Raw genomic sequence first — 14,109 nt, forward strand, 5'->3', positions numbered from 1 at the left:
GCACCGGCTTCGCACGGCTGCGCCGGACTCCGTGCGTCGGCGCCGGCGATCACTGCCGCGTGGACCAGCCGCGCTCGCGCAGGAACGCGCCGAGCGAAGGCGCCGCCTGTGGCTCCACCATCAGCTGGACCAGGCCCGCCTGCTGCCCGGTCGCGTGCTCGATGCGTACGTCCTCGATGTTGACGCCCGCCCTGCCCGCGCCCGCGAAGATCCGAGCCAGCTCGCCCGGCTGGTCGCTGATGAGGACGGCCACGATCTCGTACGTCGTCGGGGCGGCGCCGTGCTTGCCCGGCACCCGCACCCGGCCCGCGTTGCCGCGCCGCAGGACGTCCTCGATGCCCTGCGCGCCGCTCTGCCGCTTGTCCTCGTCGGCGGACTGCAGGGAGCGCAGCGCCCGGACCGTCTCGTCGAGGTCCAGTGCGACCCCGGCGAGCACGTCCGCGACCGGGCCCGGATTCGCGGAGAGGATCTCGATCCACATCCGCGGGTCGGACGCCGCGATGCGGGTGACGTCCCGGATGCCCTGCCCGCACAGCCGTACGGCCGTCTCGTCCGCGTCCTCCAGCCGCGCCGCGACCATGGAGGAGATCAGCTGGGGGGTGTGCGAGACGAGGGCGACGGCGCGGTCGTGCGCGTCGGCGTCCATGACCACGGGCACGGCCCGGCACAGGGCGACCAGTTCCAGCGCGAGGTTCAGGACCTCGGTGTCGGTGTCACGGGTCGGGGTGAGGACCCAGGGGCGGCCCTCGAACAGGTCGGCGGTGCCAGACAGCGGGCCCGAACTCTCCTTGCCGGCCATGGGGTGCGTACCGATGTACGGCGCGAGGTCGCAGCCCAGCGCCGCCAGCTCCCGGCGCGGACCGCCCTTGACGCTGGCGACGTCCATGTACGCGCGCCCCGCCCCGCGCCGCATCGCGTCGGCCAGCGTCGTGGCCACGTGCGCCGGGGGTACGGCGACGATCACGAGGTCGACGCGCGCCTCGGGCGCCTCCACGGTGCCCGCGCCGAGCGAGGCGGCGGTGCGGGCCTCGGCGGGATCGTGGTCGACGAGATGCACCTTGACCCCGCGTCCGGCGAGGGCGAGGGCGGCCGAGGTGCCGATCAGGCCGGTTCCGATGACGAGGGCGGTTCTCACTGGGCGATGTCCTTGCGGAGGGCGGCGGCCGCGCCGAGGTAGATGTGCGAGATCCCGGTCTTGGGCAGGTCCGACTCGATGTGCGCGAGGATCCGCACGACGCGCGGCAGCGCGCCCACGATGTCCAGTTCCTGGGCGCAGATCAGCGGGACGTCGACGATGCCGAGCTTGCGGGCCGCCGCGGCCGGGAAGTCGCTGTGCAGGTCCGGTGTGGCGGTGAACCAGATACTGATCAGGTCGTCGGCGGTGAGCCCGTTGCGCTCCAGGATGGCGGTGAGCAGCTCGCTGACCTGATCGTCCATGTGACCGGCCTCGTCCCGCTCCAACTGGACGGCCCCACGGACTGCTCGTACTGCCACGTCGTGCTCCTCGCTCCGTACCTCGACTGCGCCTGCTTCGTTCAGCCTAGTTCGGCGGGAGCGACCGGGCTTCACCCGTTCTGTCGGTGAGACGCCTCGTGGGGCGGGACACGGCCGTGCGACGCCTGGAGCGCGACGAGCATCCGCCAGACGCGGGCGGCGAGCTCGGGCGGTGTCCCCGCGACCCGGCCGTGCACCCAGTCGGCGAGCACCCCGGTGAACAGCGCGGCGACCGCGCTCGCGACGGCCTCGTCCGCGTCGCCGCCACCCGGCCGCCGCTGTCGCCGTTCCGCGAGGCTGCGCCGCATGAGCTCCTCATGCAGCAGCTCACCGAGCGGGCCGCCGCCGCCCGGCCTCAGCAGGCTCCGGTGGACGGCCGCCCGCGCGCGCACCGCGTCCAGCAGGTCCACGAGGGCGCCGGGGGGCCGCTCGGGGCCCGGCGGCGTCTCCCAGGCGTGCAGCGCGTCGACGGCGTCGCGCACCAGGCCGGCGCACGCGTCCACGGCCAGCGTGTGCAGGTCGTCGTAGTGCAGGTAGAAGGTGGCCCGGCCCACGCCCGCGCGGCGCACCACGTCGGCGACGGCGACCTGCTCCAGCGGCTGCTCCTCGCACGCCGCGAGGAGGGCCTCGCGGAGCCGGCCACGCGTGCGTGCCGTACGGGGGTCCTTGCTGCCCGCGACCGCCACCACGTGCTCAGCCCGCAGCCAGGACGAACCCGAGGGCGACGGCGGCGGGCACCGCCTGCACCGGGAGGATGCGCCGGTTCACGGTCGCCGCGCCGTACGCTCCGGCCACGATCACGCAGATCAGGAAGAAGATCCGGGTCTGGAAGGAGACGGGGTCGCTCGCGAAGAGGCTCCAGAAGAGGCCGGCGGCGAGGAATCCGTTGTACAGGCCCTGGTTCGCGGCGAGCGGCGCGCTCTCCTTCGAGAACTCGGCCGTGGTGGAGAACACCTTCCGGCCGCGCGGGGTGTCCCACAGGAACATCTCCAGCACCAGGAAGTAGGTGTGGACGACGGCCACCAACGCCACCAGTACGTGGGCCACGATCTGCATCTGCATGCCTCCGGTCCGACTGCCGCTCCAATTTTCTGGACGACTGTACAGGAAATCGGAGCGGCGCCGGCCGGAGCCCAGCGGCGGACCGTCAGAGCCGCTGCTGCTTGATCAGGTCCTCCAGCGAACCGCCCCGCGGGACCGCCCCACCGGGGGTCAGCTCGTCGACGGCCTGCGGCAGTGACCGCGCGATCTGATCGGCGGCCTCCTGCGGGGAGACGCCCGTGTCCTGCGCGACCTTCCGCAGGGTCTCGTCCGGCAGGGCCTCGGCGATCTGCGGGCCGCTGACGGACTGGTTCTCGCCCGTGCCGACCCAGGACTGGGCCTGGTCGGTCAGGCCGGACTTGGTCAGCATCCCCATCAGCCCCTCCAGGGGGTTGCCGCCCGCGCCGCTCGCGCCGTTCTTGCCGCCGCCGAGTGCGCCGAGCAGCGCGCCGAGGATGTTCCCCGCACCACCGCCCGTCCCGCCGCCGCTGCCGCTGCCGCTGCCGCCGAGGAGACCGCCCAGGAGGCTGCCGAGGTCGTTCCCTGCCATGGTTCTGCCTTTCGAAGAGGGCAGCCGGGCCACGCCGTGCGGGACTTCCGGCATCGGACCAGCCCAATTCTTCCCAAACAGGGTGAAGTCGCCACTCGTGGAGACCGCCCGCGCACTGTCCGCGAACTGCCCGTCGAGGCCGCTTCGGTGGAAAGTGATTCGATCCGCCTGATGGACTGCGGCACAATCCGGCCCATGATGCCGCCGCCCGCGTCCGTACCGACACCCGAAGATCTCGTACGCCATCACACCGTCTACTCCTGCGTGATGGGCTCGCGCGCCTTCGGCCTCGCGACGGAGACCAGCGACACCGACCGCCGCGGCGTGTTCCTCGCTCCGACCCCGCTGTTCTGGCGCTTCGACAAGCCGCCGACGCATGTGGACGGCCCCGCCGACGAGCAGTTCTCCTGGGAGCTGGAGCGCTACTGCGAGCTGGCCCTGCGGGCCAATCCCAACATCCTGGAGTGCCTGCACTCCCCGCTCGTGGAGCGCATCGACGCGACCGGCGAGGAACTGCTCTCCCTGCGCGGCGCGTTCCTGTCCAGACAGGCCCATCGGACCTTCGTGCGGTACGCGGCGAGCCAGCGCGGGAAACTGGACGCGGACGTCCGGCAGTACGGCGCCCCGCGCTGGAAGCACGCCACGCATCTGCTGCGGCTGCTGGGCAGTTGCCGCGACCTGTTGCGGACCGGCGAGCTGACGCTCGACGTCGGCGACGACCGCGAGCGGCTGCTCGCGGTCAGGCGCGGCGAGGTCGCGTGGCCGGAGGTGCAGCGCTGGATGGAGCGCGCCGCGGCAGCGGCCGACAGGGCCGAGCCGAACAGCCCGCTGCCGCGGGAGCCGGACCGGGCGAGGGTCGAGGACTTCCTGGTCCGGACGCGCCGGGCGTCAGCCCGCTGACCAACGGCTTCGGTTCACCGTGCTCAACGGTCCCAGAGCGCACCCAGCGCGAGCAGCTCGCTCCGGTACTCGATGCGCTCGGCCCACCGCTCGGGCCAAGCCGCCGCCCCCAGATGCGCCCCCGCGAAGGCCCCCGTGAGGCAGGCGATCGAGTCCGAGTCGCCCTTGGTGCAGGCGGCCCGGCGCAGAGCGGTGACCGGCTCCTGCGGGAAGAGCAGGAAGCACAGCAGGGCGGTGGCCAGGGCCTCCTCGGCGATCCAGCCCTCGCCTGTCGCCAGGCACGGGTCGGTCTCGGGGGACGGCGTGCGCAGCGCGTCCGCGGCCCGCTCCAGGACCGCCAGGCACTCGTCCCAGCCCCGGGCGATGAAGACCTCCGGCGAGGCGTCGTGGGAGCGGGTCCACAGGTCGCCGAGCCAGTGGTGGTCGTAGCGGGTGCGGTTCTCGTACGCGTAGCTGCGCAGGAGGCCCACCAGGCCGGTCGGCTCCGCGCCCTGGGCCAGCAGGTACACCGCGTGGGCCGTCAGATCGCTCGCCGCCAGCGCCGTCGGGTGGCCGTGGGTGAGCGCGGACTGCAACTGGGCCGCCCCCGCCCGCTGTCCGGCGCTCAGACCCGGCACCAGGCCGACCGGCGCGACCCGCATGTTGGCCCCGCACCCCTTGGAGCCGACCTCGCTGGCGTCCTGCCAGCGCAGGTCGCTGTCCAGCCTCTCGCAGGCGACCAGGCAGGTGCGCCCGGGGGCGCGGTTGTTCTCGGGCGAGTGGAACCAGTCGACGAACTCCTCGCGCACCGGCCGCGCCATCCGCAGCGGCGCGAGCCCACCGCGTTCCAGCGCGGTCCGCATCCCCCGGCCCAGCGCCAGCGTCATCTGGGTGTCGTCGGTGACCGTCGCGGGCCTGGGCAGCTCCATCTCGCGCCACGGCCCGCATTTCGCGAGGATCCCCGGTACGTCGTTGAACTCGGTCGGGAATCCCAGCGCGTCCCCGAGCGCGAGACCTATCAGCGAGCCGGTGGCTGCCTGCTTCGTATTCATGCGGATCGTCCTTCCGGGCGCAGAAGTGGTGGATGCAGTGCGGTGGCGGAGCCCGCTCGGTAAACGGCGGCCGGTTTGCCGCGCCCCCCGGTACGGCGCGGGGCGCCCTCCACCGGTACGACGAAACCGGCGGTGGCGAGAACCTTGCGCCGGAAGTTGGGCCGGTCCAGGGGCACGCCCCAGACCGTCTCGTACACCTGCTGGAGGTCCCCCAGCGTGAAGCCGGTCGGGCAGAACTCCGTGGCCAGGCAGGTGTATTCGAGCTTCGCCCCGATGCGCTCGCGCGCGTCGGCGAGGATGCCCGCGTGGTCGAAGGCCAGCTCGTGCGCCGCGTCCGCGGGCATCCACTGGGCGTGCGCCGCGTCGCCGCCGCCGCGTGGCTCCGGCAGGCCGGGGACGAGCGCGGTGTAGGCGACGGAGACGACCCGCATCCGCGGGTCGCGGTCCGGTTCGCTGTAGGTGCGCAGTTGCTCCAGGTGGAGCGCGGTAGCGGACCGCGGGGAGAGACCGGTCTCCTCGGCCAGCTCGCGCCGGGCCGCCAGTTCGGCGGACTCGTTGGGGAGTACGAAGCCGCCGGGCAGCGCCCACGCCCCGGCGTAGGGGGCCTGACCCCGTTGAATCAGCAGGACGTGCAGGCGCCCGTCGCGCACGGTGAAGACGGCCAGGTCGACGGTGACGGCGAAGGGCGCGAAGGCGTGCGGATCGTAGCCCTCGGGCACCTGTGCGCCGGTCATCGCTTCTCCGGAAGTGGATCGGTGAAGCCCCAGCCCTCGGCGAGCAGCGCGTCCACGGCGGCGACAGCTTCCGCCAGGCGCTCCTCGTGCGGTCCGCCGAGGGTGACGAAACGCCGCCCGGTACGGGCGAGTTCCGTGCGCAACCGTTGTGTCATCCAGGGCCGCAGGTGTTCCCCGTCGCGCAGCCCGTCGTCCTCGAAGGGCACGCGCGCGTGGTCGGTGAGCAGCCACAGATGCCGCCCGCCCCGGGCGGCGATCCGGGCCACCTCGGGGCTGGGGCCGCCCAGGTAGCGCTCGTGCCAGATCGTGGTGGCGAATGCGTCGGTGTCGCAGAACAGCACGGGCGAGCCCGCGCCGGCCGCGCCGTCCTCGTCGTCGGTCTGCCGCTGGGCGATCAGCGGGAACTCCGCCGAGGTGAAGGTGACGTCCGCCCAGTCCGCGTCGGGCCGCTCGGCGCGCAGCGCGGCCAGCTTCCGCTCGCTGAACTCCCGCCCGTACTCCGGTACGTACTGGGTCCGCGCCCAGACGCCGCCGCGCGCCCGGTAGTGCTCGGTGAGCGCCAGCGCCATGGTCGTGGTCCCGGTGGACTCGGCGCCCAGCACGACCACGCGCCGGGCGAGGGCGGCCCGTACCGGCGGCTCCAGGCAGTCCCAGCGGCCGACAGGGTCCGCCCGCACGGCGGTCGCCGACACCGGGTGGGCCGTGCGTTCCGGGTCGACGCACACGGAGTCCGCGCCGAAGCGCCGAGCGAGCTCGTCGCCGTACGCCTCGGAGGTGAAGACGGCGTCGACGGGGGCGGGCACGGCGGCCAGGAAGACCGCCATGTGCGCGTCCCACACGTCGGGGTCGGTGGTGTCGACCGGAATGTCGTCGACGGCGCCGACGACATCGGCGTCCGGGTGCACGGCGCGCATCCACTCCACCCGGTCCGCGAGCGGGACGGATTCGGCGGAGGAGGCGCACACCAGGACGGTGAGCCGCTCGCAGCGGCTCAGCGCGGTACGGACGAGGTGGTGGTGGCCCGCGTGCGGCGGATAGAACTTCCCGAGTACCAGCGCGTGCTTGTACGTCGTCATGCCACCGCCTCCGCGGTCCGGGGCCACCGCGGGGCCAGATCGCGGCGCCAGCTGCGCAGCCCCATGACGCAGAGCGCCATGCAGCCGACGTACAGCAGGGAGGTGAGGTAGAGCCCCTTGTAGGCGTAGAGCGGCACGTACACCACGTCCGCCGCGATCCACAGCCACCACGACTCGACGCGCTTCCTGCACTGCCCGTACGTCGCGGTCAGCGACAGGGCGGTCGTCAGGGCGTCCCAGAAGGGGACGGTGGAGTCGGTGGCGCGGTCGAGGACAAGCGTCAGGGCGAGTGTCCCCACCGCCCCCGCCGCCAGCAGCCAGGTCCACTCGGTGCGGCTCGTGCGCCGTACCGGGAGGGCGGTGGAGCCTGGTCCACCCCCGTGGGTCCAGGTCCACCAGCCGTAGGCGGCGAGGGTGATGAAGACGACCTGCAGGCCGGCGTCGGCGTACAGGCCCGCCTGGGTGAACAGCAGGATGAAGAACAGGTTGTTGGCGATGCCGATCGGCCAGTTGGCGATGTGCTGGCGGGCGACGAGCCAGACGCAGAGCGCCCCGCTGCCGAAGCCGAGGACCTCGGTCCAGCTCACCGGGGTGTCCAGGACGGTCACCAACGGCTGCTGGAGTGGTTCGAGTATGTCTGCGAGACTCACGCCCACCCCCTTAATGGTCACAGTGACTATAAAGGGGGAGCGGTCCGCGGCACAAGCAGTAATCGCGGCGAACACGGCAACCGCCGCGTGAAAAGGCCCCCGGCCGGTTCCTGTGCGAACAGGAACCGGCCGGGGGCCTCACAGCCTCACGGCTTCTCGGAAGGTGCGGCCTACAGGCCGACTTCCTTCATCAGCATGCCGACCTCGGTGTTGGTGAGACGGCGCAGCCAGCCGGACTTCTGGTCACCGAGCGGGATCGGCCCGAAGGACGTCCGCACGAGCTTCTCGACGGGGAAACCGGCCTCGGAGAGCATGCGGCGCACGATGTGCTTGCGGCCCTCGTGGAGGGTCACCTCGACCAGGTAGTTCTTGCCGACGTTCTCGACGACGCGGAAGTGGTCGGCGCGGGCGTACCCGTCCTCCAGCTCGATACCGTCCTTGAGGCGCTTGCCCAGGTCGCGCGGGAGCGGTCCCTGGATCGCGGCGAGGTAGGTCTTCTTCACGCCGTACTTCGGGTGGGTCAGCCGGTGGGACAGCTCGCCGTGGTTGGTGAGCAGGATGATGCCCTCGGTCTCGGTGTCCAGCCGGCCCACGTGGAAGAGACGCGTCTCACGGTTGTTCACGTAGTCGCCGAGGTTCTGGCGGCCGTCCGGGTCGCCCATCGTCGCGACGACGCCGGCGGGCTTGTTCAGCGCGAAGAAGAGGTGCGACTGGGTGGAGACCGTCAGGCCGTCGACCTTGACCTCGTCCTTGTGCACGTCGACACGCTTGCCCTGCTCGGTGACGACCTCGCCGTTCACCTCGACACGGCGGCGCTCGATCAGCTCCTCGCAGGCGCGGCGCGATCCCATGCCGGCACGGGCGAGGACCTTCTGCAGACGCTCGCCCTCCTGCTCGGCTCCGGGGTGCGTCCTGGGGGTCTGAACCAGCGGCTTGTCGTGCCGCTCGCGGTTGCGCTCCTCGATCTTGGCGTCGAGCTCGCGCGGGCGGGCCGGGGTGGTGCGGGAGCCGCGGATGGGGCCGCCACCGATGCGGTTGCCGCTCTGCGGGGTCTTGGGACCGCCCTTGGCACCGCCGCGCGCGGACGCGCCGCGGCCACTGCCGGCCTGGGGGCCACTGCGGCTGCCGCCGGACTGGGGGCCGCCACGGCCGCGCTCGCCACCGGACGGGGCGCCACCACGACCCCTGTCACCACCGGACTGGGCGCCACCACGACCCCTGTCACCACCGGACTGGGCGCCACCACGACCCCTGTCACCACCGGACTGGGGGCCACCACGGCCCCGCTCGCCACCGGACGAGGCTCCACCGCGGCCACCACCGGAAGGAGCGCCACCACGGCCGCCGGACTGCGGGCCGCCACGGCCCCTGTCGCCGCCGGACGGGGCGCCACCACGGCCGCCGCCCCGCGGGGCCGCGCCGCGGCCACCGCCGCCGGTGCCGCCGCCGCCCCTGCGGCTGTCACCGTCGGAGGAACCGGCACCGCCGACGTCGTAACGGCGCTCCTCGGGGCGGGGGCGGTCGATGCGGCCCTGGTTGTCGTCGCGACCGCCGCCGGCACCCCGCTTGTTCCGGTCGTTGCCGCTGCTTCCGCTGTTCCTGCCGCTGCTTCGCATCAAAAATCCGTCTTGTCGTCTGCGTCGGTGTCCGGGGCGTCCGGATCGAACGACGGCACACCCTCTTGTGTCTCGGCCTCGATCGCATCCGCCTCGGGGAGGAAGGGCGCGAGCTCCGGGAGCTCGTCCAGGCCACGCAGGCCCATCCGCTCCAGAAAGTAGTTCGTCGTCCTGTACAGGATCGCACCTGTTTCGGGTTCCGCGCCCGCCTCCTCGATCAGACCCCGCTGGAGGAGGGTCCGCATCACACCGTCGCAGTTCACACCGCGTACGGCGGAGACCCTTGATCGACCGACCGGACCGCGGTACGCGACGACCGCGAGAGTCTCCAGGGCGGCCTGGGTGAGCCGGGCCTGCTGACCGTCCAGTACGAAGGCCTCGACCGCCGCCGCGTACCGCGGCCGGGTGTAGAACCGCCACCCGCCGGCCACCAGCCGCAGCTCGAAGCCGCGCGCCTGCTCGGCGTACTCGTCGGCCAGCTCGCGCAGGGCGTCGGCGACGGCTCGGCGGGGCCGCTCCAGCACCTTGGCGAGGTGTTCCTCGGTCGCGGGCTCGTCGACGACCATGAGGACCGCCTCCAGGGCGGGTCTGAGGTCGAGATCCGCGACCGTGCCGGGCTCGCTCACGCCGTCTCCTCCACCAGTTGGTCGAACTCGTCCGTCACCACGGGCCGCGCCGTCTCGCCGCCCGTCCATCGCACCATGAGCTCCCCCAGCGCCTCCTCCTGGTCCAAGGCGACGGCCTTCTCCCGGTAGAGCTCCAGGAGCGCCAGGAAGCGGGCGACGATCGTCAGGGTGTCGGAGGCGTCCTCGGTGAGCGTCGCGAAGCTCGCTGCGCCGACCTCCCGCAGCCGCGCCACGACGACGTCCGCCTGTTCCCGCACAGATACCAGTGGGGCGTGGATGTGGTCGACGTACACCTGCGGCTCGGCCCTGGGCTGCATCGCCTTCACGGCGAGCCTGGCGAAGCCGTCGGCGCCGATGCTGATCACGACGTCGGGCAGCAGCGCGGCATGGTGCGGCTCCAGGCCGACGGTGCGCGGGTAGCGGCGGCCCTCGGCCTCCAGACGCTCGCGGAAGATGTCGGCGATCTGCTTGTACGCGCGGTACTGGAGGAGCCGCGCGAACAGCAGGTCCCGCGCTTCGAGGAGCGCGAGGTCCCCTTCGTCCTCCACCTCGGCGGTGGGCAGCAGCCGCGCGGCCTTCAGGTCGAGCAGGGTGGCGGCGACGACGAGGAACTCGGTGGTCTGGTCGAGGTCCCAGTCCGGGCCCATCGCACGGATGTGCACCATGAATTCGTCGGTGACCTTCGACAGCGCGACCTCGGTGACGTCGAGCTTGTGCTTCGAGATGAGCTGGAGCAGCAGGTCGAAGGGACCCTCGAAGTTCACCAGCCGCACGGTGAACCGCCCGTCGCCTGACTCGGCGGGTACCGGCGGATCGGTGGGTACGGGAACGGCCGGCAGGGGCGGCCCGGCGGTCACCACCGGTGCGGGCGGCTCGGCGGGTGCGGCAGCCGGCTCGGCGGGCGCGACGGGACCGGCGTCGGCGGGCACCGGCGGCTCCGGCGCCACGGGTCCGTCGGGTTCGGGAGATTCCGCCCCCGGGGTCGCGCCGTCGGGCGGCGCCCCCGGCGGACGGGGCGGACGGACCACGCCCGGGCCGCCCCCCAGACGGCGGCGGGGGGCGCCGACGGGCTCGGCGGGGTCAGTGGGCGGCATCGCGGTCCAGGGTGCGGGGAAAAAGACGGGCAGGGGTAGCGCGCAGGCTACCGCCGGGCCGGTCAGCGCCCGCGCAGGCGCCGTACGAGGATGCTCGCGTCGCCGCGCGACTCCAGGTCGGCGAGGACCACCGCGACCGCCTCACGGACGATCCGCCCGCGGTCCACGGCGAGCCCGTGCTCGCCGCGCAGCACCAGCCGCGCGTGTTCGAGGTCCATCAGTTCCTCGGCCGAGACATAGACCGTGATCTTCTCGTCGTGGCGCTCGCGGCCACTAGGCCGCCTGTTCGCCCCGCGCCCGCCGCGCCGCCGCGGCTGTCCGCCGGACGGCTGCCCGGCGGGACGCTGCTGCTGCGCCTGCTGCTGGCTCTCCTGCTGGCGCCGGGCCTGGGCGGCCTGACCGCCGTCCGCGGCCCGGCTGCGATGCCCGTCCGACTCCGCGTCGGCCGCGGCGTGCTCCGCACCGCCGCCGGCCCTGGCGGGCGAGGACGACGGCGCGTCGGACTGCTCCGCCGCCGAGTCGCTCTCCCCCGCCGGCGCCGGCACCCGCGGCTCACCGTTGGCCGGCCGCCTCGGGGACGAACCCTGCAGCGCCATGCCCCCGGTCGTGCGGAACAGTTCGTCGGCGCCCGGCAGACTCACTCGGCGTGACACCGGGCGAGCACCTCCCTGGCGAGCTGACGATAAGCGGCCGCACCGACCGAGTTGGAGGCGTACGTCGTGATCGGCTCACCGGCGACCGTGGTCTCCGGGAAGCGGACGGTCCGTCCGATCACCGTGTGGTACACGTACTCGTCGAAGGCCTCGACCACTCGGGCGAGCACCTCACGGCTGTGGACCGTGCGGGAGTCGTACATCGTGGCGAGGATGCCGTCGAGCTCCAGGTCGGGATTGAGCCGCTCCTGGACCTTCTCGATCGTCTCCGTGAGCAGCGCCACACCGCGCAGTGCGAAGAACTCGCACTCCAGCGGCACGATCACCCGGTGAGCGGCCGTCAGCGCGTTGACGGTGAGCAGACCGAGCGAGGGCTGACAGTCGATCACGATGTAGTCGTAGTCGGCCATCAGCGGCTTGAGCGCCCGCTGGAGCGTGGACTCGCGGGCCACCTCGCTCACCAACTGCACCTCTGCGGCCGAGAGGTCGATATTGCTCGGCAGCAGGTCCATGTTGGGCACCGCGGTCTTCAGGAGCACGTCGTCGGCCGACATTCCCCGCTCCATGAGCAGGTTGTAGACCGTGAGGTCGAGCTCCATCGGGTTCACGCCGAGACCGACGGACAGGGCTCCCTGCGGGTCGAAGTCGACGAGCAGCACCCGCCGTCCGTACTCCGCGAGAGCCGCACCCAGATTGATGGTCGACGTCGTCTTGCCGACGCCGCCCTTCTGGTTGCACATGGCGATGATCTGCGCGGGACCGTGAGAGGTCAGCGGACCGGGGATCGGGAAGTACGGCAGCGGCCGTCCGGTCGGGCCGATGCGCTCGCGGCGCTGGCGTGCAGCGTCGGGGGCGAGGGTGGCCGCGTACTCGGGGTCGGGTTCGTATTCGGCATCGGGATCGTAGAAGTGCCCTTCGGGCACCTCGTCGAAATCGGCGAAGCGTGTGGTGGACTTGTCGCCACTCTGGTCGCCGGCCATGGCGTTCACGTGTAGGCCGTCCATGCTTTGGTGGGCTGTCGTCATGTGCTGATGGGTGGCGAAGGTGCGGACAGCGACGGAGCCGACAGCCTCGAGCCCCGATGGGCCCTGGCCCCGTGCAGGCATTCCTGGCTGACCACCCCCGGGAGTAAATGTCGACTCATTCACAAGTCGTCTTACCTCCTTGGACGTGACCAGGAAACTTATCGATAGGTCAGCGTGGCACCATGCCGACGGTTGGCGACTCTATGGCGTGTCACCGGTCCGCAGCAACACAATCCGCCGGACCCGGCCCGTTGTGTCGGCAACCGAACACCCCTCTGTCAAGGGTGCGGGGGCGCGAAACGGGGGCTCGACCCGCACGTTTCGCGGGTGCACGAAACGGGTCAAGCGTTACGTTCGGGGCTAGTTGAGCGTGTCCGCGAAGTCGCCGGAAACGCCTCCGGCCGGCCCTTGCACGGCAAGGTCCGGCCGGATGCGCGAGGTTGACGAACCGGGTTGACCGGTCAGCCGAGGAGCGTGCCCAGTTCAACGTGCGGCAGGCTGTGAGCCTCGGCCACCTCACGGTAAATGACCTGGCCGTCATGGGTGTTGAGGCCCTTGGCGAGTGCCGGGTCGCGGCGCAGCGCCTCGACCCAGCCACGGTTCGCGAGCTCCACGATGTACGGCAGCGTGGCGTTGGTCAGCGCGTAGGTCGAGGTGTTGGGCACCGCACCCGGCATGTTCGCCACGCAGTAGAAGACCGAGTTGTGGACCATGAAGGTCGGCTCGGCGTGCGTGGTCGGGTGCGAGTCCTCGAAGCAACCGCCCTGATCAATCGCAATGTCGACAAGGACACTTCCGGGCTTCATCTTGGCGACAAGCTCGTTCGTGACGAGCTTCGGGGCCTTCGCACCGGGGATGAGAACGGCGCCGATGACGAGGTCCGCCTCGACGACGGCCTTCTCCAGCTCGAACGCGTTCGAGACGATCGTCTGCACCTTGGTGCCGAAGATCTTGTCGGCCTCGCGCAGCTTGTTGACGTCACGGTCGAGCAGGGTCACGTGGAAGCCCATGCCGACGGCGATCTGGGTGGCGCTCCAGCCGGAGACACCGCCGCCGATGACGACGGCCTTGCCCGCGGCCGTGCCGGGGACGCCGCCGGGGAGCACACCGCGGCCACCGACCGAGCGCATCAGGTGGTAGGCGCCGACCTGCGGGGCCAGCCGACCCGCGACCTCGGACATCGGGGCGAGCAGCGGCAGCGCGCGGTTCGCGGTCTCCACCGTCTCGTACGCGATGGCGGTGGTGCCGGACTCCAGGAGGGCGTCCGTGACCGCGCGGCCCGCGGCGAGGTGCAGGTACGTGAAGAGCGTCTGGTCCTTGCGGAGGCGGTGGTACTCCTCGGCGATGGGCTCCTTGACCTTCAGGAGCAGGTCGGCGGTGGCCCACACCTCGTCGGCGGTGGACAGGATCCGCGCACCGGCGGCGACGTACTCGGCGTCCGTGATCGAGGAGCCGGCACCGGCGTTCTGCTCAATGACCACCTGGTGGCCGTGGCGCACGAGCTCGTGCACTCCGGCGGGGGTGATGGCCACCCGGAACTCGTTGTTCTTGACCTCGCGGGGGATGCCGACCAGCACGATGGATCACGGTCCTTGGCTCAGGGGATTTATTCGGTCAAT

At 72.0% G+C, this 14,109-nt stretch carries 16 protein-coding genes; 1 reads left to right on the forward strand and 15 read right to left on the reverse strand.

Annotation, left to right across the window (positions count from 1 at the left end):
- Nucleotides 1–49: 49 nt before the first annotated feature.
- The 5 genes from ACLLJJ_RS06405 to ACLLJJ_RS06425 all read right to left on the reverse strand — a co-directional run bounded on the left by ACLLJJ_RS06405 (nucleotide 50) and on the right by ACLLJJ_RS06425 (nucleotide 3,085).
- Nucleotides 50–1,135: a prephenate dehydrogenase gene (locus ACLLJJ_RS06405; protein ID WP_434588289.1), complete on the reverse strand. Its 1,086-nt coding sequence runs from the start codon at nucleotides 1,133–1,135 to the stop codon at nucleotides 50–52.
- A complete protein-coding gene (gene aroH, locus ACLLJJ_RS06410; RefSeq protein ID WP_434588291.1) occupies nucleotides 1,132–1,494 on the reverse strand; it encodes a chorismate mutase in 363 nt (120 codons plus the stop codon). The genes ACLLJJ_RS06405 and aroH overlap by 4 nt, the downstream gene beginning before the upstream one ends.
- Before the next feature lie 71 nt (nucleotides 1,495–1,565).
- Nucleotides 1,566–2,180, reverse strand: coding sequence for a TetR/AcrR family transcriptional regulator (locus ACLLJJ_RS06415; RefSeq protein ID WP_434600320.1), 615 nt, complete (start codon nucleotides 2,178–2,180; stop codon nucleotides 1,566–1,568).
- Between the two features lie 7 nt (nucleotides 2,181–2,187).
- Nucleotides 2,188–2,550, reverse strand: coding sequence for a DUF1304 domain-containing protein (locus ACLLJJ_RS06420; RefSeq protein WP_434600321.1), 363 nt, complete (start codon nucleotides 2,548–2,550; stop codon nucleotides 2,188–2,190).
- 91 nt (nucleotides 2,551–2,641) lie between these two features.
- Nucleotides 2,642–3,085, reverse strand: coding sequence for a YidB family protein (locus ACLLJJ_RS06425; protein ID WP_434588292.1), 444 nt, complete (start codon nucleotides 3,083–3,085; stop codon nucleotides 2,642–2,644).
- 195 nt (nucleotides 3,086–3,280) lie between these two features.
- Here ACLLJJ_RS06425 and ACLLJJ_RS06430 point away from each other — a divergent pair, with 195 nt between their 5' ends.
- Nucleotides 3,281–3,985, forward strand: coding sequence for a nucleotidyltransferase domain-containing protein (locus tag ACLLJJ_RS06430; protein ID WP_434588293.1), 705 nt, complete (start codon nucleotides 3,281–3,283; stop codon nucleotides 3,983–3,985).
- Between the two features lie 23 nt (nucleotides 3,986–4,008).
- On the opposite strand, the gene ACLLJJ_RS06435 is transcribed toward ACLLJJ_RS06430, so the two are convergent.
- From ACLLJJ_RS06435 to ald, 10 genes are all read right to left on the reverse strand, one after another.
- On the reverse strand, nucleotides 4,009–5,016 hold the full coding sequence (locus ACLLJJ_RS06435) for an ADP-ribosylglycohydrolase family protein (RefSeq protein WP_434588294.1): 1,008 nt from the start codon (nucleotides 5,014–5,016) through the stop codon (nucleotides 4,009–4,011).
- Nucleotides 5,013–5,750 carry an NUDIX hydrolase gene (locus ACLLJJ_RS06440; protein WP_434588295.1) on the reverse strand — a complete coding sequence of 246 codons (738 nt, stop codon included), beginning with the start codon at nucleotides 5,748–5,750 and terminating at the stop codon, nucleotides 5,013–5,015. Before ACLLJJ_RS06440 ends, ACLLJJ_RS06435 begins: the two co-directional genes overlap by 4 nt.
- Nucleotides 5,747–6,826, reverse strand: coding sequence for an AAA family ATPase (locus tag ACLLJJ_RS06445; RefSeq protein ID WP_434588296.1), 1,080 nt, complete (start codon nucleotides 6,824–6,826; stop codon nucleotides 5,747–5,749). Before ACLLJJ_RS06445 ends, ACLLJJ_RS06440 begins: the two co-directional genes overlap by 4 nt.
- Nucleotides 6,823–7,476 carry a nicotinamide riboside transporter PnuC gene (gene pnuC, locus ACLLJJ_RS06450; RefSeq protein WP_434588297.1) on the reverse strand — a complete coding sequence of 218 codons (654 nt, stop codon included), beginning with the start codon at nucleotides 7,474–7,476 and terminating at the stop codon, nucleotides 6,823–6,825. The genes ACLLJJ_RS06445 and pnuC overlap by 4 nt, the downstream gene beginning before the upstream one ends.
- Before the next feature lie 170 nt (nucleotides 7,477–7,646).
- A complete protein-coding gene (locus ACLLJJ_RS06455; RefSeq protein WP_434588298.1) occupies nucleotides 7,647–9,092 on the reverse strand; it encodes a pseudouridine synthase in 1,446 nt (481 codons plus the stop codon).
- Complete coding sequence (gene scpB, locus ACLLJJ_RS06460; protein ID WP_434588299.1) at nucleotides 9,092–9,718, reverse strand: SMC-Scp complex subunit ScpB; 627 nt, start codon at nucleotides 9,716–9,718, stop codon at nucleotides 9,092–9,094. The genes ACLLJJ_RS06455 and scpB overlap by 1 nt, the downstream gene beginning before the upstream one ends.
- A complete protein-coding gene (locus ACLLJJ_RS06465) occupies nucleotides 9,715–10,812 on the reverse strand; it encodes a segregation and condensation protein A (protein WP_434588300.1) in 1,098 nt (365 codons plus the stop codon). The genes scpB and ACLLJJ_RS06465 overlap by 4 nt, the downstream gene beginning before the upstream one ends.
- Nucleotides 10,813–10,874: 62 nt before the next feature.
- Nucleotides 10,875–11,465: a hypothetical protein gene (locus ACLLJJ_RS06470; protein WP_434588301.1), complete on the reverse strand. Its 591-nt coding sequence runs from the start codon at nucleotides 11,463–11,465 to the stop codon at nucleotides 10,875–10,877.
- Entirely contained in the window at nucleotides 11,450–12,571 is a 1,122-nt protein-coding gene (locus tag ACLLJJ_RS06475; RefSeq protein ID WP_434588302.1) for a ParA family protein, read from the reverse strand. Before ACLLJJ_RS06475 ends, ACLLJJ_RS06470 begins: the two co-directional genes overlap by 16 nt.
- Nucleotides 12,572–12,951: 380 nt before the next feature.
- The gene (gene ald / locus ACLLJJ_RS06480; protein ID WP_434588303.1) at nucleotides 12,952–14,067 is read right to left on the reverse strand and encodes an alanine dehydrogenase; all 1,116 of its coding nucleotides are present in this window, start codon (nucleotides 14,065–14,067) and stop codon (nucleotides 12,952–12,954) included.
- Nucleotides 14,068–14,109: the final 42 nt, after the last annotated feature.

Source organism: Streptomyces sp. A5-4 (assembly GCF_051131715.1).
GTDB lineage: Bacteria > Actinomycetota > Actinomycetes > Streptomycetales > Streptomycetaceae > Streptomyces.